Raw genomic sequence first — 23,919 nt, forward strand, 5'->3', positions numbered from 1 at the left:
GACTGGGTCAGTGTGGGTTGCTGAGGACGGAAACCGGTGCTGCCAGTGCTGCCACGGTGGGCTCGGGTGTGGGCTCCTCGTGGTGCGGGCGGATGCGCAGGGCCCCGACGAGCAGGATACCGAGGGCGCCGAGCGCGGCGGCGACCCAGAAACCCACCGTGAAGGCCTTCTCGGCGGGCACGGGCGTGCCGTCCACGGTGAAGGTCTGCAGGAAGCCGACGGAGAGCTGGCTGCCCACGGCGCTGCCGACCGTCCGGATGACGGTGTTCAGCCCGTTGCCTGCGGCGATCTCGCGGCGCGGCACGAGGGCCGCGACCAGGTCGGCGAGCGCTGCGTACCCGTAGCCCGCACCGAGGCCGATCAGGCAGAACCACAGCGCGAGCTGCGTCGGGGAGCCGTGGAAGAACGCGGTGAGCACGGCTCCCGACGTCATCAGCGTCATGCATGCGGCCAGGGGTGCCCGGGCTCCGAGCCGCCCACGCAGCCAGTGCGCGGTCCGCCCGGCCAGGACGACGCAGACCGAACTCGGCAGCACCAGCAGTGCGGCCTGGACGATGGTCAGGCCGCCTCCGTAGGAGGCCGCCGGGCGGAGCGCAGGCGGCAGGCCGTTGGGCAGCTGCAGCAGTTGCGGGACCAGGACGTAGAAGAAGAACGGCACGACACCGATCAGCAGCGCCGCGAGGTTGGTGACGAGCATCGGCAGATGGGTGATGTGCCGGAGGTCGAGGATCGGGTCGGACCGGCGGGCCGACACCACGCCGAGTACGGCGAAGAGCGCCACGGCGGCCGCGAAGAGCGACAGCACTCCGGCGGAGAGCCAGCCCCACTTCGTGCCTTCGGTGATCGCCAGGAGCAGGGCGACGAGCCCGCCGGCCAGGAGAACGGCCCCGGGCACGTCGACGCGCTTGCTGTGGCGTTCGGGGCTTTCCGGCACCCAGGCGATGACCATGAGGGTCGCCAGCGCGATGAACACCGCTTCGACGCCGAACATCCAGCGCCACGAGGTGTGCTGGATGATCAGGGCGCCCAGGACCAGCCCGATACCCGCGCCGCCGCCGAGCATGGCGGCGGTGGTGCCGAAACTGGAGGCGATCCGTTCCCGGGGCATCGCTTCGCGGACGATGGCGAGGGCCAGTGGGAGCGAGGCCATGGAGGCGCCTTGCACCGCGCGCATCGCGATGAGGAAGCCGATGTTCGGGGCGGCGGTGCCCCCGAGGGTGCTCGCGAGGAATATGAGCAGGACGATCACGAGGAGTCGTCGGTGGCCGTACTTGTCGCCGAGCAGGCTCAGTACGGGGGTGAGGACGGCCCCGCCGAGCAGGAATGCGGTGATCAGCCATCCGGCCGTGGCGGTGTCGGTGTGCAGGCGTTGCGCGAGCACGGACATCGCGGGAATGACCAGGGTCTGCATTAGCGAGAAGCAGCCCACCGCGGCAAGCAGTGCCGCCAGCACCAAGTTCGGTCGCGATGCCATCGCGCCACGGTGCTGGGTTCTGTTGTCGTCCACTGACGACTCCTTCTGAGGTTGAGGGCGGCGGCAGCACGCCGCGTGGGAGCGGGGGCGGTACGCCCGGCATAGGTCCGGCCGCCGTCCCGGGCGCCGATGTGATGGCGGCTGGGCAGGAGACGCGGAGGCGTCACGACCGCGCGTGAACCGCGTGCGCCGTACTCGCACGCCGCGAGTGTCATGCCGCCCGGCCGGTGAATGTAAATCTATCGGAGCGGAGCGCTCCGTTCAAATTTGCCCGGTCAGCCGGGCGCCGAGGAGATCGTCGACGCGTACGCGAAAAACTCGGCGTACAGCGATGTCCGCCGGTTCGCCCGTCTGCCCGACCGCAAGCGGGAGATGCGCGCGGCCTACGAGCAATCGGCCGAAGCAGGACTGGGACGGCCTGTCGGCTGGGCATGGGCGCAGGGCGCGGCCGCTCTGCAGGATCTAGACCATGAGCGGGACGGCGAGCCGGGCTGGGTGTTGTGTCTGGTGGCCGGATATCCTCCGGTCGCCGTCGCCGCGCCCGTCTGGCAGGCGATCGCCGAAGCCGGCCGGCATGCACCGGGCCAGGGTCCACTCGCGGCCATCGGCTTTCCCTGCCCGCCCGAGGGCATGGACACGCCGTGGGTGATCGCGGCCGACTCACGGAGTGTGGACCTCGACGGCGGATCGTGGGGCGCGGGCCGCCTGACGTGTTCGGAGCGCGGCGTGTGGCGGTGGCAGCCGCTCCCCCGCTTCAGCCTCAACCAGGGCCGGTCGGCCGAGAACTGGACTGCCGGGCAAACGCCGACGCTGCGCCTGCGCGCCGTGGTGAACCTGCCCTGGGCCAAGGCTGGCCGGCTGGAGATCAGCAAACCCCGGCGCGCTCTGCTCGAGCAGCAGCTTCCGCACAGCCCGGTGGCCGGGGCGGTGACGATGCCGTCCAAGCGCCGGGGCTCCAATCTGCCCGCCACTCGCTGGGAACGGGGGCCCTTCGGTAACTCGGCCCGCTGCGTCGGCTACTCGTGCACGATCGCCGGACCGGACGGCGGCCCGGCCCTGAAGACGTCCGTCATGCTCGCCCTGCCCACCACGATGGAGTCCACCGGGGTCGCCTGCGCGGACGTTCTGATCGAGAACCCGCAGGCGTGGGCGGCAGCCGTTGGCCCCGGCCGGGACACGCGGCTGGGCTTCGAAGAGGTCCAGGCCGTGCTGCTGAACACGTGGGAGACGGCTACCGAGCTGCTGCCCGACATTGTCGGTGACCCAGCCGGGCTGTCGTTTGCCGCCCCGCCCACCACCGAACTGCGGATCACGTGCGAACAGCCCGCCGACAACGGCGTCCTGCCGACCCTGGACTCGCTCGTCGACCTGGCGTCGCTCGGCACGAGCGACGGTGGCACCCTGTCGCGGATGGCTGTCACCATCACGGCCGCGCCGACCATGGGCCGGGGGCGGAGCGCCAGAGCCTGCTGCGGGAGGCGCTGATGCACATGGCCCGCGAGTTCGGGTACGTCGACGCGGAGGTGGACCTGCTGTAGGTGGGATACCGCGCCCCTGGGAGAAGGCGGCCAGGTCCGCTGGATGCGCGGGTCGAGTGGCCCCGTAGCCGCGCAGCGCGGGACTTGCGCCGACCCCAGGTCACCCGGTGGCGTCCCAGGCCTGTTCTTCGTCGGCAACAGCGAGCCGATCGTGTTCCGATCGGGCGGCTTCCAGCAGGCGCCGCCAGGACGTGACCAGAGGGCGACGTCGCAGCAGAGCCCGCCGTTCGCGCTCACTTCGCCCCAGATTCCGTGCTCGATGCGGTTATCGCGAGCGTAGGCGCGGCATTCGGTGCGCACCGGGCAGCCGGTGCAGAGTGCCTTGGCTCTGCGTCCGGCCCGTGGACCCCGGAGCCACCGCATAGACCCGTCCCGACGGTGAACTGCCCGCGACTGTGGCGGGCTACAGCTCGGAACGCGGGCCCGTGACCATGTCTGGTCCGTCCGGATGATCAGGGGCCGCAACTCCGGTGTTCGAACGGTCCCCCGGGCCGAGTCGGTCCGGGTAGCCCGCCGGTCAGGTCACTCCCACTCCACCCTGACCTCCGAGACCTCCATCAGGCCGTCGAGTTCGACCCGGCCGACGGTCTGGGCGGGGCTCACCGTGAGGCCGTCCCGGCGCACCAGATCGAGGAGGCGCTCGGCGAGCGGCAGCACCATGTGGCGGCCCCAGCAGCGCTCGTTGGCGTGGCCGAACGGCAGGTATCCGGGGTGGTCGTCCGGGTCCAGATCCGCCCACCGCTCGGGGAGGAAGGCATCGGGCTCCTCCCACAGGGCGGGGTCGCGGTGGCTGAGGAGGGGCAGCAGCAGGACGTCGTCCGCCGGGCCGATCCGGGGGTCCACCGCGGTGAATTCGGGCGAGGCCACCCGGAGGATGTTCCAGGAAGGCGGCAGCAGCCGGAGCGCCTCCGCGATGAGATGCCGGTTCGGGACGGCGTCGTCGAACGGTGCGCCCAGCCAGACCGCGTTGGTGACCAGCGCGGCCACCGTGAAGCAGATCGGCGCCGCCACCCGCCGGTAGAGGTACATGGCGTACCGGCGGTCCGGGTAGGCGGCGGCGTCGAGGACGAGAGTGGCCAGCTTCGAGAGGGGTTCCGTGTGGCTGGGGCGGCGCAGCAGGGCGGCGCCCGACGTGACGGCGGACCAGGTCAGTTTCGGGGTGAGTTCCAGCCGGCGGTCCACCAGGACCCGGAAGCGCCCGAGCTCCCGCCCGAAGACCAGGTCCCGGAGGTAGTCGTGCGGCACCTGCGGCCACAGGCCGGTCAGGTCGGCCGGCGTCTCCAGGGGGCGCTGGAGCGCCTGCCGCACATCTGCCGCCACCGCCTGCATGTAGGCGGACGCGTCGGCCCGCTCGACGTTCCGGCCGCGGACGGGTTTGAAGGTCGGCCGCTCCTCGGTGTTGGCGGGCCGGCTGCGGAGCAGGGCGTCCAGCAGGTCGGCGCCCGCGACGCCGATCGTGTCGGGTTCCAGCCGGAACAGATCCTGGCCGGTGTGGCGGCTGAGCAGCGCGTCGATCTTGGGTGCGAAGCGCACCTGCCGGCCGCGGTGGCTGACGATCGGTCGCTGGGACATCGGGAACCTCCGGGAGCGCGGGCCGGTGGCGGGCCATCGGGTCAGGCCCCCCACCGGCTTCCAGAACCTACGGGCGTGGGCCGGTCAGATCCAGCCGTACCAGGCGTACGCCTTGAGGCTCTTGTCGCTGCGCATCCGCTTCACGAGACGAACGAACTTCATCCGGACCTCCATGGCGGGGAAGGTTCTGTTCCCCAGTTGCAGGCCGCCGAACGGTCTTCGGCTGCGGCAGAAGTGAATGCCGAGGCTCCCACGGCGTCAAGTGACCTGCGTCACCGCAAAGAACAGCCACCCGATGTTTGGCAGTAGTTCAGAGTGTGCGGTGGCAATATGCCCGCGGCAAGGCGGTCGATTGATCCCGATGTAGTGGATGCACATCCCAAGTTCCGTATAGAACTGCAGTATTGGCGGTTGCGATGTAGCAGCGGAGATTTTACGGAACGGGGGCCCCTGGCGCCTGCGGACGCGACCCGACCTGCCGAGCACGCGGCCCGTCACGGGGTGTCGGTGGAGACGACATACACCCTTCTGGCATGCGACAGGGTCCGGTCCACCGTGATGTCCACGGTCGGCTGCGGCTGCTTCTGGGTGAAGGTGGTGGGACCTTGACCCAAGGCCGGGTGGTTAGCGTTTTCGCTGGTCACGCAAGTGGGGCTGGGGACCATGGTATTGCGGCGTAGAGGCCGGGGCCGAGCTTGCGGACGAGCCCACCGACGGCCCACCGATTCAGTTGTCCGTACATGGCTTCCAGGGTGATGTCGCCGAAGTGGGCGGCGATGTCGCGGGGTTGCCAGAGGCGCCTGCGGTCTTCCTGGAGGAGTGCCAGGATGCGGTGTCGGCGCCGCCCGGCGGGGTTGGCGTGCCGGTCGTCCCGGGATGCTGTGGGCAGCGCGGGTGACGGGTCCACGGGTTCGAGGACGGTGACGTCGAGGCGGGTGACGGTGCGGCTGGTGTCGGGCCGGCCGTCGGCGTGGCGCTCGCTGTAGCGGGACATCGGTGACTTGACCTTGCGGGTACTGACCCGCTGCCGGCGGGGCGGGAGCAGGCCGGTCAGGATCCGGCGGCCGATTGTCCCGAGAAGAGTCTCCCGATCGGTGTCCGCGCTGACGATGCCCGCGGCCTGCATCACCTGGTCGCGGGCGGTGTGGAGCGCGATGCTGAAACAGCAGCGGTGGCTTCGTTGATCTCCAAAGGTTCTGGCACAGATCTTGGGGAGATCTGCGACGCGTACGGCTACCACCCGTTCGAGGGCCATGCCCAGGGCCGGAGGTTCCGGGCGTTCCTGCACGGTCGGGCGTGGACGGCGCACGCCGAGGGGCCAAAGCGTTGTTCGACCACTCGGTGGGCTGGCTGCGCCGGCACCGGGTGCTGTTGCCGGGGGTGAGCGTGCTGGCCCGGCAGGTGTCCGAGGTCCGCGTCATCGCGGAGAAGCGGCTGCACACCACCGGCGCGAAGGCCGCCCGGCAGGCCGACCCCGCGCTGCCCGGTGATCTGGTCGCCACGCTGAAGACGCCGGAGGGCAAGCGGTACTCGGAGCTGGAGCGGATGCGCCAGCCGCCGACGCGGACCACTGGTACCGCGATGAAGGGCGCGTTGCAGCGAGTTGAGGACGTCGCCGCCTTCCAGCTGGGCCGCCTGGAGCTGGAGCTGATCGAGCAGAGCGGCTGCGATGTGGACGTGGCCGCGCTGTGGGCGGCACTGGAGGAGGTCGCGCCCCGTGCGGCGCTGTCCAGCTTTCGCGGCCAGCGTGGTGGTGAGCCTGGTCCCCGAGGACGACGGCACGGCCGAGAGTGCGCCGCGCGGGGCGCTGGCGTTGCGCTACAACACCGTCAAGCCGTTCCTGTCGCTGCTGGGCGAGTCGAGGGCGCTCGGGGCGGCGACCGGCGGGATGCGCGTCCTGACCGGGGTGAAGCGGCTCCCGGCGCTGTCGCGTCGGAAGGTGGGCGAGAAGCCTCTGCTGCCGCGGGAGGTCGACGACAAGCTGGTGCCGGGACACTGGCGCAAGGCGGTGTACGCGAACGCCGAGCTGCCGCAGGGAGCGGTCGACCGTGACGCGTATGTGGTGTGCGTGCTGGAGCAGCTGTTCCGCACGCTCCAGCGCCGTGACATCTTCGCTTCCCCCTCGCACCGCTGGTCCGACCCGCGCGCCCGCCTGCTGGACGGCAAGGACTGGGAGGCGGTGCGCGAGGACGTCCTGGCCGGGCTGAGCCTGGAGGAGGACACCGAGGAGCACCTGCGGGAGCTGACGGAGGTTCTGGACGCGAGGTGGAAGCAGATGGCCGAGCACCTGGAGGAGGCTGGCACGGACGCGAAGATCAGCATCGAGGTCCAGCCCAACGGGCGGGCGAAGCTGAACGTGGAGAAGCTCCATGCGCTCGGCGAGCCGAAGTCCCTGGCCTGGCTGCGCAGCCGGGTGGAAAAGATGCTTCCGAAGATCGACCTGCCGGACTTGCTGTTCGAGGTCCACGCCTGGACCGGGTTCCTGGACGCCTTCGTGCACCTGGGTAACGGCCGGACCCGTATGAAGGACCTGACCACCTCGCCCGCCTCGCGTCCATCAATCCTGACCGGGTCAAGATCCCCGACACCGGGGAAGGGCGTCGTCTGCGAGCCGCCCTCCGGCGCGTGCCCGCGGCTGCCAACAGGTGGCTCTGCGTCGTCTTCTGCTCCTCGATCGTGGCGTGGCCGGGGGCCAGGGCTGTACGTGAACGGGCCAGGAGCACCGTGCCAACGGCACCAGCAGCTGTCGTGACGCCGAGCACCACGGTGGCGGCTTCGTAGATCGCAGTCACGGGGAAGGTCCTCGGGGAATTGGAGCCGGGTCTCTGGACGTCGAGCGGGATGGCCAGGGCACCCCACGCGGGGATATCTGACGTCCGCAGACTCGACGGCTAGAGGTGGACGGAACGGGGGAAGCTCAGGTGCTCTTGCCAACCGGGCGGGATAGAGCTCATGTGGTGGTGGGGGCGTCAAACTGCCTTCAGATCCAACGGTTTGGAGCCTGATCACCAGCCTGCCCTGGCCGTCATCCGTCGGACCAGACGGCCGAAGGCTTCGGGGGTCATTCAGATGAGCCTTCGAACTCTCGACTCAGTCACCAGATGCGGGCATTTCCGGACGAGTCGAGTCGACACGGCATGTTCTCGCCCGGGAAATGACCCCCGATATGAGCCGCTGGGCAACGGGACGTCACCTTCGGACAAATGCCACGGCAGGAACGGGGTTGGCCAAGCCGCCGCACACCGCCCCATTTCTCTTTCAACCTCCCCGGGCTCTCGCCTCGATGCCGTTCCACACCGCAACGGGCCGAGTCGCCGCCCCAGTCTTCGCGATGAGAGCGAGCCCGTCGTGACTTCTCACTTGCCCCGGTGACGCCTGATCGCTGGATGGGACGAGCATCCCCTCGGTGTCGGCTGCCACCCCATCGGGGGGGCAGCGATCAACCAGGGCCACGCAGCAGGGTGGGCGCCCGTTGCTGACGACAACGCGGTCGATGCCCTCCTCAGCACCCACGCACAGGGGGCAACTGTCTACGACACCTCCGACGTCTACGGTCTCGGCCACTCTCTGAGACTGCTGGGCCGGATTCTTGCCCAAGTGTCGTAAGGAAGTTCGGATCACGTGCTCGATCGGGGCCTACAGAGGTACCGGCCCTCAACGCATACAGCCCTCTCAACCTGCACAGCCAGGCGGAGCAAAGCCTGGAGAACCTGGGCGTGGAGTACCTCGGCCTACTCACCTTGAACCACACCGACTTCGGACCGCACGACTGCTACCTGGAGGACGGGTGCCACGCCGACCCATCCTGTTCCGGCCCGCAGCGAGGGTCCGACACCAACCGCGCAAGAGCCTGATCGGGTGCCGCCCAACCCGCGTCCACTCGAACGTGTGAGTTCAAAAGCGTCCAGGCCCACAGGCACTGCCCTGTACATCATGACCGTATTCACGTTCGAAGAATTCGTCCGTCCGAGGCCGTGACGGCCCCGGACGGACGGCGTTTCTTAGAGCACCAGTACCCCTCGCGCGCCCAGATGGAGGATGAAATGAATCCTGTACTCGCCCCCGTGCATCAGCCTCTTGGATTCGAACAACGACAGCCTGCTGCGGACCATCTCTCTGTCGATACGCAGAGGGCCGACGCCGACGTCTGCCGCTCATCACAACCGGATACGGAGTGGGCAGCATGAGCGAGCCCACCGATGCAGCAGCCGACAACATCCCCAGTCCGCGCACCACCCCGGCCGCGGTACCACCGCCTGGACCGCAGCACGAACCTGACGGCTCATGCGCAGCCGAGGCAGTTGAGGAGGTCTCCCCCTCGGAGACGACTGGCCCCGAGCCCCAGATGCGGTTCGTCGACCTGACCGGCAGCCGAGAAGCGGCCGGCCGCTCCATCCGCATGCGCGACATGGCCCGGCGCCTGCCCCAGCTGGTCCGGCGGTCGCTGGCACTCGCCTGGCGGGTCGACCGGCGGGCCACCACCGGCCTGCTGCTGTGCCAGACGGTGGCCGGCATGATGCAAGCCCTGGGCCTGATTGCGATCAGCGGTACCCTCACCGCACTGCTGACCAGCGGAGATGTCTACCACCGGCTCCTTCAGGCATGGCCGTCCGTAGCCCTGTTGGCCACCGCTTCCGGAGTGCGGGCCCTGTTGGGGATTACCGTCAGTTGGCTCTCCTCCCGGCTGAGCCCTCTCATGTCGCGCGAGGCCGAGCAGATGCTGCTCACCGGCTGCGCCGAGGTGGAGCTCGCCGCCTATGACGACCCCGACTTCAACCGTGACCGGGAGGCCGCCGACCGCGGAGCGCAGGTCACCGGTGATTTGATCAACGAGGGCCAGGACCTGATCGCCTCGGCTGCCTCTTTCCTGGCCGGGGCCATCGTGCTCGCCGGTGTGAGCTGGGTGCTCCTTCCCCTCCTGGTCGCGGCCAGCCTGCCGCAGGCCCTTGCCCAGGTCAGCGCCGCCCGGGTCCGCTACCTGGCGAACCTGCGGAGCAACGGCGACAACCGCATTCTGTCGGTGCTGCGTTGGCACATCTTCACCCGCGAGGCAGCCGACCAGATCCGCGCCGGCACGATGGCCGGTTTCCTGTCCGGCCGGTACCGGCAGACGGTGACCCGGATCAACCGCGAGGACCGGACCGCGGCCGACAAGGGTGCCCGCATGTCGCTGGTCGGCGCGCTGTGCGGCGGCCTCGGATCGGGAGTGGTGTGGGCGGCGGTGGTGTGGCTGCTGGCCACCGGCCGCATCAGCGTCGGGCACGCCGGCACGGCCGTCTTCGCTCTGCAGACGGCGGGCCAATCGGTGCGCGGGCTGGTCGCCGTCGGGGCCCGTGCTGTGCGCACCGGCCTGTACATGGACGACTGGAGCAGGTTCCTCGACTTGGCCGGCGGATACACCATGCGCCGCGGCGAGCACCGGCCGACGCCACCCGATGAGATCGAGATCAAGTCGGTCTCGCACCGCTACGCAGGGAAGGACCAGGACGCGCTGTCCGACGTATCGCTCACTCTGCGCCGGGGCGAGGTCACCGCACTGGTCGGCTTCAACGGCTCAGGAAAGTCAACGCTGTCGAAGCTGGTCAGCGGCCTGTACTTGCCCACGGGCGGGCAGGTGTTGTGGGACGGCGTCCCCACCGACGATGCCGACCCGCAGTCGCTGTGGCAGCAGGTCGCCCTGGTACCGCAGGACTACGCGCACTGGCCGCTGACGGTGCGCGAGAACGTGACCCAGGGGCAGCCCACGGCCCGCGGTGACGCGGCGGTGCGTGAAGCGTGCGAGGCCGCCGACGCGGACGAGGTCGTCGACAAGCTCGGCGCCGGCCTGGACACCCTCCTGGCCCGCGAGTGGCTGAACGGGGAGGAGCTGAGCGGCGGCCAGTGGCAGCGCATCGCGCTCGCCAGGGCGTTCTTCCGCGAGGCAGGGCTCCTGGTCCTCGACGAGCCGACCGCGAACCTCGATCCCCGTGCCGAGTTCCGGATCTTCCAGCGGCTGCGGAACCTGGCCCAGGACCGGGTGGTGTTGCTGGTGACACACCGCATCACCAACGTGGCCGTCGCCGACCGGATCGTGGTCCTCGACGAGGGCCGAGTCGTGCAAGAGGGCACCTACAAGGACCTCGCCGGACAAGAGGGCGGCCTGTTCCAGCAGTTGCTGTCCTACCAAGTCACCTCGGAGCCGGACGGCGAAAGGCACGGGACCCGCGCATGAGGGACCCCGACATTACTTCACAAGCTTCGCCCGGGTCCGCTACCCCGGCTGCCCCGCACACCGTTGCCCCATCCACCAGTCCTTCCATGTTCCTCCGAGGTGTTGACGTGCCGATCGCTCGCCCCCGCGTCCGCGCGACCGTCGGCAGCTATCCGACTCGGCATCCGTATGAGCGAGAGTCTCTTGCCGGGCTGCTTGCCGCCCTGGACAGCCCTGACGATCCGTCCAACCGCACGACGCTTCCCGGCAGCTCGGAGGTGGGGCGATGAGCGCCCGGTCCGGCGACATGGTCGTGGCGGGAGTCTTGGAGCTGCACTACCGCATCATCCCGACCGACGTCTCCGAGGGGCCGTCAGGGACGGCCACCTGCAACTACGTGGCCCGGGATACCGACGGCCGGCGATGGTTCGTGAAGGCCTATCCGGTGAGCGCTGATCTGGGCGCCGAGCGGCGCTCCATCGAGCTGGCCGAGTTCGCCGCGCTCGGCAGCGCCCCGGTGCCGGTGATGCGCCGCACCCTCGACGGTGATCTCATCGCGACGGGCGGCGGGTTGTCAGTGTCCGTCGCCGCGTTCGTCGAGGGTGCCGAGACAGCGGAAGGCGGTCTGTCCGGCAAGCGGTGGGCCGCTGTCGGCGAGACCGTGGGCCGGCTGCACCGCACGCTCGCCCGCCACCCGGCCGGACCGCCGTGTCGCGTGCCCGTCCGGCAGGTCTGCGATGTAAAACGGGCCCGGCAGCGCCTTGAAAGACTGCTCGCCTGTTTCAGCAAGAGGCCGCCCACCTCGGAGTTTCCCACCTGGGCACGGGAGACCGCCGTCCGACGGAACGAGGCGCTGCCTGCCGTGGCCGCCATGCTCGAAGAGCTCCCGGCGTCCTTGACCGTGCAGACCGTCCACGGCGATCTGGCCTCGCCCAACCTGCTCCTGCGCGGACAGCAGGTAGCGGCATTGATCGACTTCCGGCCGCCCGGTCACCGGAGCCCCGCTTGGGAGCTCGGGCGGATCGTCCTCGACCCGCGCACCGTTCTGGCAGAGCCGCACTGGCCCACCGGCCTGGCCGAAGCGATCACCGCATACCGGGCAGCCAACCCAGCGTTGCCGGCCGAAGAACTCCTCGCCGTACCTCGGGTCGCCGCCGGATATCTGGCGTGTTCGGTGTATCCCCTGTCCGAGGCCGTCGATGACCCGGCCGCTGTCACCCCGGAGCTCGCGGCGTACGGCCGGAACCGGCATGCGGCCATGGTCGAGCTGCGCGAGCGCCTGACGGAAGCCGAGGAGGTGCTCCATGACCTCCTCCATTGACCCCTCGTCCTCTCTCGCCACCCGGCCCTCGCTGTGGCGACAGCGCAACTTTCGGCGCTACCTGACCGGGCAGGCAGCCAGCGTGACCGGCAGCTCGATCAGCACCATGGTGATCCCCGTGCTGGCGGTGCTCGAACTGGACGCGACCACCGCCGAGGTCGCCTGGCTGACGTTCCTGGGCCAACTGCCCCCCGCGCTGCTGGCCTTGCCCGCCGGGGCCCTCGCCGACCGCCATTCCAAGCGGAAGCAGATGATCACCGGTGATCTCATCAGCGCCGCCGCGCTGGCCAGCGTGCCGGTGGCGGCCGCGCTGAACCGGCTGTCCCTGGGTCAGCTGATGGTGGTCGCGGCCGTACAGGGCGCGGCGGGCGTACTGCACGACGCTGCCGCGATCAGTCTCCTGCCCAGCCTGGTCGACCGGTCCCTGATCAAGCGGAGCAACAGCCGCGTCGGCGGGCTCTTCGCCGTCGCCGCCACCGCGGGCAGCAACCTCGGCGCCGCCCTGACCGCGCTCCTCGGCCCGGCCTGGGCGCTTCTCGGGGACGTCCTCTCCTACCTCGTCAGCGCTTGGTGCACCGCCCGCATTCGGGCCCCCAAAAGCCCCCGGTCGGCAGCGGAAAGCCGCCGACTGCACACCGAGATCGGTGAGGGCCTGCGCTACGTGCACGGCGACCGCCGGCTGCGCACACTGACCCTCGTCAACGCCACGACGTCGGCCGCCCTGGCACTCCTCAACACCCTCTGGGCGCTCCACCTTTTCCGGTCCCTTGCGATGAGCGCGACCGCCTTCGGCGTGGTCCTGGGACTCGGAGCTCTGGGCGCGGCGGCCGGCGGACCCGGCCCCTGGCCCGGAGCCGTCATCGGCGGGCCCGCCGCCGGGCGCGCCCCTCTCGCCCCGTACCTACTTCCTGCCCACCAACATTCGAGGTGATCACGTGCCGCCCTCCCGCTCTCACATCCGCGCGACCGTCGAGGCCTATCTCAGCCGGCACGCCGAGGAACGGGGCGCTCTGGAAGGGCTGCTGGCTGTCCTCGACGGCACCGAGGAGCCGTCCAGCCGCGCCACGCTGCCCGGTCACGTCACCTGCAGCGCGGTGGTCATCGACCGCGACCGTCGGGTGCTCCACATCGGTCATCGGGTGACAGGGCTGCTCCTCGCTCCAGGCGGCCACGCTGAGGCGGGTGACCGTACGCTCCTGGCCGCGGCCGTGCGCGAGGTATGCGAAGAGGCCGGGCTGTGTCCCGGCGACCTGTGCCTGACTCCGCAGTTCCTCGACGAGCCGATCGACGTGGACGTCCATGACATCGACGCCGATGCGGCCAAAGGCGAGCCTGCTCACCAGCACTTCGACTTCCGTTTCGCGTTCTACCTCACCGCCGAGCAACCGCCCGCGGTCGCTCTCCAGGACGAGGAAGTCGCCGGGGCCCAGTGGCTTCCGTACACCGACGTGCGCTCCCCTACGCTGCGGGCCAAGCTCCTCGCTGCCGAGCCGCACGGCCTGGATGGGCGCCCGGAGCCCGTCAGCGCCAACGCCCTGATCCACGACGGAGCTGGCCGTTACCTCCTTCATCTACGAGATGACCGCGAAGGCATCTGGGAGCCGTGGGTCCTGGCCCTCGTGGGAGGCAAACGGTCGCGGGACGATGCCGGCCTCGAGGCGACACTGCGGCGCGAGCTGGCAGAGGAGACGCCGGGCCTGGAGCCCACGGGCCTGATGCCTTTCGCCGTCCAGGAGGCGACGAGCGTCGACGGCCTGGCGGTGCCCATCAGCGTCTACGCCGGGCACTGGAGCGGTGATGCCGAGGCAGTGGATCTCCGCGAAGGTGTCCTGCTGACGTGGTGCACCGTGGACATGCTCGACCGGCTGCGCCTGAGCCCCGGGCTTGAGGCGCTGATCCGGCGGCACGCCGCCGAGCACCTCGCGGCGGAGGAGCCGGCGGTCGGCACTGGGCCGCTGGCCGACGAGGTCCCGCCGGGAACCCAGCTGCACATCGTGGGTGTCCACCTGCACCTTCAGGACGACCAAGGCCGGATCCTCCTGGGGCTTCGCCACCCGAACTCGGCCTATGCGCCGGACACCTGGCACTTCCTGGCCGGCCACTGCGAGCGGGAGACGGCGATCGACTGCCTGGTACGCGAAGCGAAAGAGGAAGCGGGCCTTACCATCGCGCCCGAGGACGTCGATCTCGTCCACACGGTGCACCACGTCGACTCCCCAGACGCCCGGCCGAGGATCGGGCTCGTCTTCCAGGCCCGCTCCTGGACCGGCGACCCGGAGGTCCTGGAGCCCGACCGGTGCGTGGAGTGGCGGTGGTGGAAGCCGCAGGACCTGCCGGAAGCGGTCGTGCCGTACACCCGCATGGCGATCGACGGAATCCTTTGGGGGCGCCTGTACTCCGAGCAGGGCTGGGGCGAGCGATGAGCACTCTGGACACCTGTTCCGCCGCCGGCCCGGTCGGCGGGGCCACGCCGACGGATGCGGAAACGGATTCGGCAGCCGCGCGGGCGGTGATGGTCGCCCGGCTCGAGGAGGAAGGGACTCTGGGGCCGGGCCCGGTCCGCGACGCTCTCCTCGCGCTGCCCCGCGAAGTGCTGATGCCGCAGGCGTACATACGGCGCAGCGGGCCGGGAGAGGAGGTGCCGCGGTGGGATCTGCTGGACTGGTCGGCGCCGCTGGACCGCCCCGAGCTGCTCGGGCTGCTGTACGGCGGGGCCAGTGTGCTCGTCCAGCATGACGGGGAGCCGTTGCTGGGCCGGGCGCGCGGGACGCGGTCGGGGGCGTCGATCACGTCGATGTCGACGGTGATGGGTTTGACCGTCGAGCTGCTGGAGGAGCTGGATCTGCGCCCGGGTCTGCGGGTGCTGGACGTCGGGACGGGCGCGGGGGTGACCGCCGCAGTGGCCTGCCAGGTCTGCAGCGACCAGGGGGTGGTCACCCTTGATCGGGACCAGCACCTCACCGACGCGGCCGCCGCCCGCCTGGCCGATCTCGGCTTCCGGCCGCAGGTGGTGTGCGGTTCGGGCGAACAGGGCCTCCCGGGCCGGGAGTTCGATCGGATCTTCCTGTCGTACACGGTGGAGTGCGTGCCGACGGCCCTGGTGGAGCAACTCGCGCCAGGCGCCGAGCTGCTGGCGCACGTGACCAGCGCGTCCCCGTCGTGGCCCGGCCTCGCCGTCGTCCGGCGCACCGCAGACGGGTATGTCACTGCGGAGCTGCGGGCCGTGGAGTTCGCCCACCGTGCCGGGCACGGCATGGCGCGGATCTGGCTCAGCGAGGAGTTCCGGCAGCGCATGGCCGCCGAGTCCGGCGCGTGGACCCAGCGGAGCATGCTGGCGCCGCCCGCGGACAGCGACCGCGGATTCTGGCTGGCGGCCGATCATCTCCTCGGCGGAGGTCTGGTGCGGGACTTCGGCGCTGAGCACCTGGCGATCGGCGCACCCAGCTGCGGATCCTGGATGCGCGCGGAGCCGGTGGGCCACCGGCGCTGGAGCGTCACCGTCGACGGCCCACGGGACATCTGGAAAGAGATCCAGGACCTCGCCGACCGGTGGCGGGCCGCATGCTCTCCCGACCGCTACCGCCTCTACTTCGACGCGGACGGCGGGCAGCGCGCCGCGTCCGAGTGCGGACGCCTGGCATGGCAACTACCCGCCCCCCGGCCGCTCGATGAGGGAGCCACCTCGTGACCTACCCCGACGGGCCCCTTCCGGGCCTTGCACCGGATCAGGAATCCATGTTCGACGGCGCGGCGTTGACCTACGCCCGCCACCGCCCCGGCCTGCCGGAGGCAGCGGTGCGCCTACTCGCCGGCACGCTGCGGGGCCGGCCGTCCCCGGTGCTGCTCGACCTGGGTACCGGAACCGGGCAGGTGCCCTTCGCGCTCCTGTCCGCCGGCGCTGCCCTGACGCACATCGAAGTGGTCGACGTCAGCCAGCAGATGCTGCATCAGGCCAGGCAGGCCCTCCAGCCTGTGCTCGGTCACTGCACCCTCACCCTCGTCCACGCGGCGGCCGACGCCTATGAGCCGCTCGCGACGCTGCCGGGCGAACCGGACTGCGGCCCGGACCTGATCACCTTCTGCCGGTCCTACCACTGGATGAACGGTGAGGCGGTCCTGGAGATGGCCGACCGGGTTGCCACACCGGGTGCCGCAGTGGCGATCATGGGCGACGGGAGCCTGTGGACCCACGACGCGGCCTGGACCCGTGCGCTGCGCGAGTTGATCCAGCGCTGCCTGGGCGCCGGGCGCCGGGCGGGCGCCCGCCGTTCCTACGCCGAGCCCCGCCGCTCGTACGAGGAGGACCTCGCCGACTCGGCGTTCAACGACGTCACCGAGCACCTCTTCCCGGTGACCCGCGCGTGGGCGCCGCAGGAGGTACTCGGCTACCTGCGCACCACGTCCTTCGCCGCTCCTGAGCTCTTCGCAGAGCGGCACCAGGCGTTCGAGGACGAGGCCCTCGCCCTTCTCCACGCGCAGGCGGTGGACGGGTCTCTGGTCGAGGACGCGATGTTCAGGGTTCTGCTCGCCCGCCGTCCGGAGGGAGCGCGGTGAGCGGCGGGCAGCGGCACACCGAGCCGGTGGACGTCCACTTGATCCTGCGCCGGGAGACCGCCGACGGGCCTCAGGTTCTGCTGTCCCGGCGGGCCGGGCAGGTGTACGCCACCGGCCTGTGGCACCTGCCGTCGGGGCATCTGGACGGTCCGCACGAGGACGTGGTCACCGCCCTGATCCGCGAGGCACGGGAGGAGACCGGGGTCGTCATCGACCCGGCCGACGTGCGGGCCGCCGTGACCGTGCACCACCGAAGCCCAGGAGGCGCCTCTCGTACCGGGCACTTCTTCGAGGTTCGGCGGTGGAAGGGCGAGCCCGAGATCGCCGAGCCGGACGTCTGCGACGCGATGGACTGGGCGCCCCTTACCGCCCTGCCCGCCCAGATGGTGGCGTACTGCCGTGCGGGCCTGGACGCCTACAGCGCCGGCGCGCCGCTCGCCGTGCACTTCCAACTGCCCGGCGACAGCATCGCCTTCGACTCCGGCGCCGACCGGCTGCGCCTTGTGCCGGACGTGACCGGCCAGGCGTCTGCCGCCCGTCCCGACGCTGCGGTCGTGCAGTTCGCGGAGCGGGCGGTCGGCCGGATCGCGCAGTGGACGGATACCTCATGGGCGCGCGAGGAGAGCCGCGTGTGGCGGGTCCACGGCGTCCAGAGCGGCACCTGGTACGTGAAGGTGCACCAGAGCGAGCGGTTCCACGGCAGGGAAGTGCGGGGGCTACGGACGTGGGCGCCGGAGCTGGGGGCGGCCGCGCCCCGGCTGGTCGCGGCCGACGAGACACTGCGGGCGGTGGTCCTCACCGCGGTGCCGGGCCGCCCGCTGCACGGTGCCGTCCTTGCCCCGGACCGGGAGAGGGTGGTCTTCCAACGGATCGGCGCGCTGGCGCGCCGCATCCACCAGTCCTCTCCCCCACGGCCCGCTCCTGCCGGCAGCGGCCCGGCCGTGGCCAAGGCCGACCGGCATCTGGCCGGGGCACGGTCTCATCTGCTCCCGGGTGATGAGGAGTTCGTCCGCGACCTCGTCCGGAAGGCCGAAGATCTGCAACCGTTGGAGTGGGTGGAGACCCACGGAGATTTCCAGCTCCGCAACATCCTCCTCTACACCCCTGACGCCGCGAACGGCCCGGCCGATCCCGACGTCTTCGTAGCGGTGATCGACCTTGAGCGCAGTGAGCCGGGACCGGCCGTACGGGATCTGGTCCGCCTGTCCGACGCCTGGGCCGGCCGCCCTGACCTGTTCGAGGCATTTCTGGCCGGGTACGGCAGGTCCCTGACCGCCGCCGAGGAGGCCCGCCTCGTCATCGACGCAGCTCTCGATTCCGTGAGCGGGATCTCGTACGGCGCCGCCCACGGTGACCCCGAGCTGGTCGAACGCGGCCGCCGGACGCTGGCCCGCCTACGCGCCGAACATCATGCAGCCCTCTCACCGACAGGAGATGCGACATGAACGCCGACACGGCACCCACTGCCGAGGCCGAGCCGCACGACGCCGCCGGACGAACACCGGTCCGCGCAGCAACGCCCGCTGACGCCGAGGCCATCATCCGGATCCGTTCCGAATACGTCCTATCCTCACCGTTGACCGAGGAGTGGGTCCGGCGGTGCACGGACGAGCTGGCGCCACGGCTGACGCCGGAGGGAGACGCGCGGGCCTTCGCCGTCGACGCCCCGGACGGCACGATGGCCGCCTGCGCCCTCGGCCTGATCCACCCCGTCCTGGCGGGGCCGGCCTACCCCCGGGGCCGGGCCGCCCGCGTGCACGTGGTCGCCACGCACCCGGACCACCGGCGCCGCGGCTATGCCCGGGCCGTCGTCTCCACACTCCTCGACCACCTCGCCGACGTCACTCTGTTCGAGCTGCATACCAGCACGGAGGCCGCGCTCCTGTACCGGGAGTTGGGCTTCAGCGGCAGTCCGGCACTGATGCGGATGACCCGTCGCAGCCAGCCCGTCGTTGGAGCGGCCGGTGCGCAGCCGGACTCGACGTGGGTGCCGCCGCAGCAGTATGCCGACTCACTGCCCCGGGCGGCCGCGTTCGTGTGCCTCTACGCCACCGACGAGGACGACCGGCCGCTCCAGCTGCACTCCGTCTACTCCCCCGGCCACCCCTGGCCATCCCTGGCACATGATCGGCGGCGCGATGGATCTGGGCGAGCGGCCCTGGGACGCGGTGGTGCGTGAGTGCCGGGAAGAGACCGGCATGACCGCCGTGGGTCCGCCCCGGCTGCTGGCCACTGTGTACGGGCAGCCCCGGGCGCAGCGTCCGTACAGCACGCTGCAGCTGATCTTCGATGGCGGTCGCCTCACCGATGAACAGATCCGCGGCCTCACTCTCGACGCGCGCGAGCACGACGAGGCCCGCGTCCTGCCCCTGGCCGAGTGGGAGGCATTGATGCCGGCCCGCGATTTCGCGCGGCTGCGCGCTGTGGAGGACGCCCGCCGTACCGGCGTGGCCGCATACGTCGACACCTGGGGGGACGCATGACCACCAGCAGCATCGTCTTGATGTCCGACCGGCGGGTCGCCGCGATCCCCGTCCAGGAGCGCGGCGAGGCTCTCGTCGACGCCCGCAAACCGGACACGGCGGGCGCATGGCCCACGTCCGCCAGGGCGTGCTCACGCGGCTGCAGCAGGCGCAAGCGCTGCTCCCCGGCGGGCAGTTGCTGTTCATCGAGGGTTACCGGCCTCCGTCCCTGCAGCGCCGGTACTTCGAGGAGTACTCCGGCAAGCTCGCGCGTGTCCATCCGGGCTGGCGGGCCGCCGAGCTTCGGGAGGCCGTCAGCCGCTTCGTTTCACCGCCGGAGATCGCGCCGCACTCCGCCGGCACGGCCGTCGACGTGACGTTGATCGACGACCAGGGCCCGCGAGCTGGACATGGGCACGCGCATCAACGCCTCCCTCGAGGAGTCGCCCCCGACCTGGGCGCCCGGGCCCGCACGAACCGGGCCACTCCGGGCGGCGCGTTGTCCACCGCAGGCTTGATCAATTACGGGACTGAGGGGTGGCACTGGTCGTTCGGCGACCGGTACTGGGCGCTGCAGACCCAGCAGCCGGCCGTCCTCTACGGCCTCGTGGAACTGCCCTGACACCGCGCCACCACCCCGCCTTTCACGAACGAGGAGCGATCTGTGGGAATCACCCGGACCGACTGGTCCGAGCACTACAACGACGGGCGAAGCTTCCGGCGGCTCGGGGACGAGGAGAAGGGCCTGCTCGTCGAGCACGCCCCGGCCCCCGAGGGCGGCCGCGCGCTCGACATCGGCTGTGGCACGGGCGAGTTGTCCGTCTACCTCGCCTCGCTCGGCTACACCGTCGACGGAGCGGACTTCGCCGAGGGCGCGCTCGAGCGGGCCCGCGCGGAGCACGCCGAGATGGACGGGGTGCGCTGGCTGAGCCTGGACGTGGAGCGCGACGACCTGACCGGCCTCGCCGAGGACGGCTACGACCTGATCGTCCTGCGGCTGTCCATCGCGTTCATCCGCGATCGCACCCGTGTCCTTCGCAGTCTGGCCGCGCGGCTGCGCGAGGGCGGTGCGCTCGTCATCATCACACCGATCGTGGAGAACACCCCGGATGAGCGGCGCCGCATCGCCCTGGACGAGAACGAACTCGCCGCGCTCACCGATGGGTTCGAGCACGTCGAGCAGTGCAATGCGGAGGACCTGGCGGTGCTGGTCCTGCGTGGACCGGCCGGATCGTTCAGCGTGGAGGAGAAGCTGCGACCGGAGCCGCAGGCCGTCTTCGGTGCCGCAGTGGTGGTCACCGACGCGTTCGGCCGGGTCCTGCTGGGCCGCTCCACCCGGGACATGTGGGAGCTGCCCGGCGGCCGCATCGAGACAGACGAGGCCGCACCCTTGGCCGCCGTGCGGGAGCTGAACGAGGAGACCGGGCTGACGGCGCGCGTGGAAGACGCTCACGTCATCACCGTGCTGCACGACGACCGCCTGGACGTACGCCGCATCACCGCCGTGGTCCGCGTCTCCCGCTGGGACGGTGAACCCGGTCTGCCCGAGCCACACCGCTTCGTACGCTGGGAGTTCCACGACCTGAACACCCTGGCGACCCTCGGGAAGATTTTCGCGCCCAGCGCCCAGGCCCTGACCGCGGTGTGGCCCGGGGTGCTGCCGGGCCTCCCGCCGGTCCACTCCTACCCGTGCTCCGCCGCCGTCCCGCCGGTGCCCGGGGAGCCGGCCGAGGCGGTCCGGCTGCGCGAGCGGATGGCGGACACCGTGATCAGCAGGGGCTGGGCACCCTCACCGCGGGTCCAAGTCGCGTTGCGCGAGGTGCCCCGGCACCGGTTCGTCCCCGAGACCCCGCTGGAGACGGCTTACCACGGCGACCACGCCGTGGTGACGGTCCGGGAGTCACCCCGGACCGCGCTCAGCTCCGTGTCCGCGGCCTGGCTGCAGGCCGACATGATCGAGCAACTCCGGCTGGAGCCGGGGACGACTGTGCTGGAGGTCGGCTCCGGCGGATACAACGGCGAGCTCCTGGCGCACGTCCTGGGACCGCTCGGACGCGTGGTGACCGTGGACATCGACCCGTACGTGGTGCACCGAACGCAACGGCTGTGCGCGGAAGCCGGCAGCGGCCGGGTCACCGCCGTCCTCGGCGACGGCGGACTCGGCGCGCCGGGCCACGTCCCCGCCGGCGGGTTCGAAGGGATTGTGGTCACGCACAACGTGTCCGACATCGCACCCGCATGGCGAGACCAACTCGCCGAAGGGGCCCGGCTGGTCGTGCCGCTGGAGATGGGCGGCTACACCCGCTCCCTCACCCTGGTCCGACGGGGCGACGTGCTGCGCTGCGACCACTGGACGTACTGCGGTTTCGTGCGGGACCGCGGCGCCGCCGCGCGCACCGCCCCCGCCGTCCGGCTGGCCGACGGTAAGGTCACCGTGCGGTGGGAAGACGGTGAACCTGGCGATGCCTCCGGGCTGGAGGAGGCGCTGCACGGGCCCCGGCACGAGCTCACCACCGGCCTCGTGGTCCGAGGCACCTTCAATTTTGAGACCTTGCAGATCTACGCCGCGACCACGCTGCCGGGGTTCTGCCGCCTGACCGTCCCGGACGGATGCACGCTGGTGGCGCAGCAGGACGCGGCGGCGATGCTGACGGATGGCTCCCTCGCCTACCTGACCTACCGCAAGGTCAAGGAGGCGCCGGATCCGGCCGACCGCCTTACCGAGTTCTTCATCCACGCCTACGGCCCGGCCGCCGACGAGTTGGCGGAGCGCTTCGCCGACTGTGTGCACACCTGGGACCAGAAGGTACGCGAGAGCGGTTACCCGCAGATGACCGTCCACCCGGCCGGTACCCCCGACGAGCAGCTGCCGGCCGGTACCGTGCTCGACAAGCCCTCAGCACGCCTTGTCTTCCGGTGGCCCGGCCGCGTCCCCGACGGAGCACAGGCCCTGCTCGCGGCGGGCGGACAGCATGCCTGACCCCACCGGACCGATTCCCGCAGTGCTCGGCGTTTTCGCGCACCCCGACGACGAGAGCCTCCTGGCCGGCGGTGTACTCGCTCAGCACGCCGCCGCCGGTGCCCGTACGGCGGTCGTCACTGCGACCTGGGCGCCTGACAACCCGCGGGCCGCCGAGCTCGCCGATGCTCTGGCTGTCCTGGGAGCGGGGGCGCCGAGGATGCTCGGGTTCAGCGACGCCCGCAACGAAGCATCGGCGCCTGGACGGCCCCGGTGGTGCGACGTGGCCCTGGACGAGGCCGTCGCCCAAGTAGTGCTTCACATCAGGCAGTTCCGTCCCGATGTCGTGGTGACCCATGACGTGCTCGGCCAGCTCACCGGGCACCCGGACCACCGGCGCACCCATCAGGTGGCACTGCTCGCGGTAGAGGCCGCCGCTCTCGCCGACCTCCATCCCGAGACCGGTGAGCCGTGGCAGACCAGCGCCCTCTACGCGGCCACACACCCCCACTCCGGGATCGGTGAACTGGGGCCACTCCTTGCAGGGGTCGGCAAAACGTTGCTGAGCGTGCCGGACGAGCACGCGACCGCCGCCGTGGACGTGACGACGTGGCTCGATCAGAAGTGGACCGCGATCCTCGCGCACTGCAGCCAAGTGGAGCGCGAACGGCCGCTCCCCGGGATTCTGTCGCGGCTTCCGGGCGACGCCCGTAACCAGATTCTTGCCACCGAGTACTACACCCGCATCAACCTCGCGCCCGCCCCGGGCTGCTCGACACAACTGACCGCCTGACCCACCGCAGGTCAACCAGGACACGCCACCTCGATCTCCCGGGTTCTCGCCGCCAGCCGCACCACGCCGTGCTCGGAGAACACTCGCCCCACCAGCAACTCGCTGAGGTGCGGAAACAGGTCGCCCACCAGCTCGTCACACCGCGTCACGGTCCCAGATGACGTTGCGTCACCGAGGCCGGACACCATTGATCGTCCTCACGGAACGTGTGCCAGAACCGACTGTGGACAGCAGTTAGCGATCACCGGAGCACTGAGTATTCACGGGTTCTGACGCGCCCACGGCCGGTGGGGGCCTGGTTACCGCCGCCGTTCGTCTTCGGCGCCTCGGTACGTAAGCAGGTCGCCTGGCTGGCAGTCGAGGACCTCGCAGATGCGGGTCAGCGTGGTGAAGCGGATCGCGCGGGCCCGGCTGTTCTTCAGGATGGACAGGTTGACGTTGGTCACGCCGACCCTGGAGGCGAGCTCCGCGAGGGTCATGCCGCGCTCGCTGAGCATGCGGTCGAGATGGACCTCGATCCCATGGCTGTCGTTGTCGTCCGACGTCATCACACCGTCCCTTCCAGATCCTCCCGCATGGCCACCCCAGCGCGCATGACGCGGGCGTACGTAAGGATGCCAAGGGCCGTCAAGACGAGTGCATAGGGCGGCTGCCAAGCCCCCAGCCAACTCTCCACTGTGAAGGGGTAGTCCTGGGCCAGAGTCGCCAGCAGCGCCGCGTGCGCGCCGGCTTCTACCACCCCGGCGGCCAGACAGCCGAGCAGCAGCCACCAGCCCGCGACCCGTAGGTGCTTGGCGGTCCGGGTGGTGAAGACGCCCTCACGGGAGGCACCCCCTATCACGCGGTTGAGCAGGAACAGGATGCCAAGGACAAGCAGCAACGAGGGAAAGCCGCCGAGGAAGTCGAACAGCCGCTGGGCACCGCCGGCGTGATCCGTGCAGTAGGACGGGCGGGTCATGACCTCGACCCCCGCATGGGGCCGGAACCTGCCGGTAGACCCGTCGGCGCTGAACGGCGGCGCGGTTCACGGTCTTCCAGGCGCTGGCCGCCGTCGGG

The 23,919-nt window shown here is 70.7% G+C and carries 21 protein-coding genes and 2 pseudogenes; 15 read left to right on the forward strand and 8 right to left on the reverse strand.

Features of this window, described 5'->3' with window-relative positions; genetic code table 11:
- Positions 1 to 7: 7 nt before the first annotated feature.
- On the reverse strand, positions 8 to 1,507 hold the full coding sequence (locus tag OG709_RS00920) for an MFS transporter (RefSeq protein ID WP_266644757.1): 1,500 nt from the start codon (positions 1,505 to 1,507) through the stop codon (positions 8 to 10).
- Between the two features lie 234 nt (positions 1,508 to 1,741).
- Between OG709_RS00920 and OG709_RS00925 the strand changes: the two genes are divergently transcribed.
- On the forward strand, positions 1,742 to 2,959 hold the full coding sequence (locus OG709_RS00925; RefSeq protein WP_329164323.1) for a hypothetical protein: 1,218 nt from the start codon (positions 1,742 to 1,744) through the stop codon (positions 2,957 to 2,959).
- A gap of 153 nt (positions 2,960 to 3,112) precedes the next feature.
- On the opposite strand, the pseudogene OG709_RS00930 reads toward OG709_RS00925, so the two are convergent.
- The 4 genes and pseudogenes from OG709_RS00930 to OG709_RS00945 all read right to left on the reverse strand — a co-directional run bounded on the left by OG709_RS00930 (position 3,113) and on the right by OG709_RS00945 (position 5,872).
- A pseudogene (locus OG709_RS00930) lies at positions 3,113 to 3,375 on the reverse strand (WhiB family transcriptional regulator).
- A 159-nt stretch (positions 3,376 to 3,534) separates the two neighbouring features.
- Positions 3,535 to 4,584 (reverse strand): cytochrome P450, encoded by a 1,050-nt coding sequence (locus tag OG709_RS00935; protein WP_266644755.1) that lies wholly within the window; start codon positions 4,582 to 4,584, stop codon positions 3,535 to 3,537.
- 84 nt (positions 4,585 to 4,668) lie between these two features.
- Positions 4,669 to 4,758, reverse strand: a complete 90-nt coding sequence (locus tag OG709_RS00940; protein WP_020930389.1) for a tryptorubin family RiPP precursor — start codon at positions 4,756 to 4,758, stop codon at positions 4,669 to 4,671.
- 466 nt (positions 4,759 to 5,224) lie between these two features.
- Complete coding sequence (locus tag OG709_RS00945) at positions 5,225 to 5,872, reverse strand: hypothetical protein (protein ID WP_329164327.1); 648 nt, start codon at positions 5,870 to 5,872, stop codon at positions 5,225 to 5,227.
- On the opposite strand from OG709_RS00945, the pseudogene OG709_RS36005 reads away from it, so the two are divergent.
- From OG709_RS36005 to OG709_RS01010, 14 genes and pseudogenes are all read left to right on the forward strand, one after another.
- Positions 5,798 to 7,126 (forward strand): annotated as a pseudogene (locus tag OG709_RS36005) (DUF4158 domain-containing protein); the annotation flags it as partial. The gene OG709_RS00945 and the pseudogene OG709_RS36005 overlap by 75 nt on opposite strands.
- An 896-nt stretch (positions 7,127 to 8,022) precedes the next feature.
- Positions 8,023 to 8,190: an aldo/keto reductase gene (locus OG709_RS36010; protein ID WP_443068566.1), complete on the forward strand. Its 168-nt coding sequence runs from the start codon at positions 8,023 to 8,025 to the stop codon at positions 8,188 to 8,190.
- A 739-nt stretch (positions 8,191 to 8,929) separates the two neighbouring features.
- Positions 8,930 to 10,795, forward strand: coding sequence for an ABC transporter ATP-binding protein (locus tag OG709_RS00955; RefSeq protein WP_329169027.1), 1,866 nt, complete (start codon positions 8,930 to 8,932; stop codon positions 10,793 to 10,795).
- A 265-nt stretch (positions 10,796 to 11,060) separates the two neighbouring features.
- Complete coding sequence (locus OG709_RS00960) at positions 11,061 to 12,095, forward strand: phosphotransferase enzyme family protein (RefSeq protein WP_329164331.1); 1,035 nt, start codon at positions 11,061 to 11,063, stop codon at positions 12,093 to 12,095.
- The gene (locus tag OG709_RS00965) at positions 12,079 to 13,026 is read left to right on the forward strand and encodes an MFS transporter (protein WP_329164333.1); all 948 of its coding nucleotides are present in this window, start codon (positions 12,079 to 12,081) and stop codon (positions 13,024 to 13,026) included. The genes OG709_RS00960 and OG709_RS00965 overlap by 17 nt, the downstream gene beginning before the upstream one ends.
- Positions 13,027 to 13,030: 4 nt before the next feature.
- Positions 13,031 to 14,518 carry an NUDIX domain-containing protein gene (locus OG709_RS00970; protein WP_329164335.1) on the forward strand — a complete coding sequence of 496 codons (1,488 nt, stop codon included), beginning with the start codon at positions 13,031 to 13,033 and terminating at the stop codon, positions 14,516 to 14,518.
- On the forward strand, positions 14,515 to 15,783 hold the full coding sequence (locus tag OG709_RS00975; RefSeq protein ID WP_329164337.1) for a protein-L-isoaspartate O-methyltransferase family protein: 1,269 nt from the start codon (positions 14,515 to 14,517) through the stop codon (positions 15,781 to 15,783). Before OG709_RS00970 ends, OG709_RS00975 begins: the two co-directional genes overlap by 4 nt.
- Positions 15,780 to 16,649, forward strand: a complete 870-nt coding sequence (locus OG709_RS00980; protein ID WP_329164338.1) for a class I SAM-dependent methyltransferase — start codon at positions 15,780 to 15,782, stop codon at positions 16,647 to 16,649. The genes OG709_RS00975 and OG709_RS00980 overlap by 4 nt, the downstream gene beginning before the upstream one ends.
- A complete protein-coding gene (locus OG709_RS00985; protein ID WP_329164340.1) occupies positions 16,646 to 18,094 on the forward strand; it encodes a phosphotransferase in 1,449 nt (482 codons plus the stop codon). The genes OG709_RS00980 and OG709_RS00985 overlap by 4 nt, the downstream gene beginning before the upstream one ends.
- Positions 18,091 to 18,828 (forward strand): GNAT family N-acetyltransferase, encoded by a 738-nt coding sequence (locus tag OG709_RS00990; protein ID WP_329164341.1) that lies wholly within the window; start codon positions 18,091 to 18,093, stop codon positions 18,826 to 18,828. Before OG709_RS00985 ends, OG709_RS00990 begins: the two co-directional genes overlap by 4 nt.
- On the forward strand, positions 18,788 to 19,132 hold the full coding sequence (locus tag OG709_RS00995; protein ID WP_329164343.1) for an NUDIX hydrolase: 345 nt from the start codon (positions 18,788 to 18,790) through the stop codon (positions 19,130 to 19,132). The genes OG709_RS00990 and OG709_RS00995 overlap by 41 nt, the downstream gene beginning before the upstream one ends.
- A 106-nt stretch (positions 19,133 to 19,238) precedes the next feature.
- Entirely contained in the window at positions 19,239 to 19,733 is a 495-nt protein-coding gene (locus tag OG709_RS01000) for a M15 family metallopeptidase (RefSeq protein WP_329164345.1), read from the forward strand.
- A 42-nt stretch (positions 19,734 to 19,775) separates the two neighbouring features.
- Positions 19,776 to 22,091 carry a methyltransferase, FxLD system gene (gene fxlM, locus OG709_RS01005; RefSeq protein ID WP_329164347.1) on the forward strand — a complete coding sequence of 772 codons (2,316 nt, stop codon included), beginning with the start codon at positions 19,776 to 19,778 and terminating at the stop codon, positions 22,089 to 22,091.
- The gene (locus tag OG709_RS01010; protein ID WP_266644737.1) at positions 22,084 to 22,863 is read left to right on the forward strand and encodes a PIG-L deacetylase family protein; all 780 of its coding nucleotides are present in this window, start codon (positions 22,084 to 22,086) and stop codon (positions 22,861 to 22,863) included. The genes fxlM and OG709_RS01010 overlap by 8 nt, the downstream gene beginning before the upstream one ends.
- Before the next feature lie 11 nt (positions 22,864 to 22,874).
- On the opposite strand, the gene OG709_RS01015 is transcribed toward OG709_RS01010, so the two are convergent.
- The 3 genes from OG709_RS01015 to OG709_RS01025 all read right to left on the reverse strand — a co-directional run bounded on the left by OG709_RS01015 (position 22,875) and on the right by OG709_RS01025 (position 23,821).
- On the reverse strand, positions 22,875 to 23,012 hold the full coding sequence (locus tag OG709_RS01015) for a hypothetical protein (RefSeq protein ID WP_250305066.1): 138 nt from the start codon (positions 23,010 to 23,012) through the stop codon (positions 22,875 to 22,877).
- Positions 23,013 to 23,162: 150 nt separating this feature from the next.
- Complete coding sequence (locus OG709_RS01020) at positions 23,163 to 23,411, reverse strand: helix-turn-helix domain-containing protein (protein ID WP_250305065.1); 249 nt, start codon at positions 23,409 to 23,411, stop codon at positions 23,163 to 23,165.
- Positions 23,411 to 23,821: a DUF2975 domain-containing protein gene (locus tag OG709_RS01025; RefSeq protein ID WP_329164350.1), complete on the reverse strand. Its 411-nt coding sequence runs from the start codon at positions 23,819 to 23,821 to the stop codon at positions 23,411 to 23,413. The genes OG709_RS01020 and OG709_RS01025 overlap by 1 nt, the downstream gene beginning before the upstream one ends.
- Positions 23,822 to 23,919 lie beyond the last annotated feature (98 nt).

The organism is Streptomyces sp. NBC_01267, from assembly GCF_036241575.1.
In the GTDB taxonomy this organism is placed as follows: Bacteria; Actinomycetota; Actinomycetes; order Streptomycetales; family Streptomycetaceae; genus Streptomyces.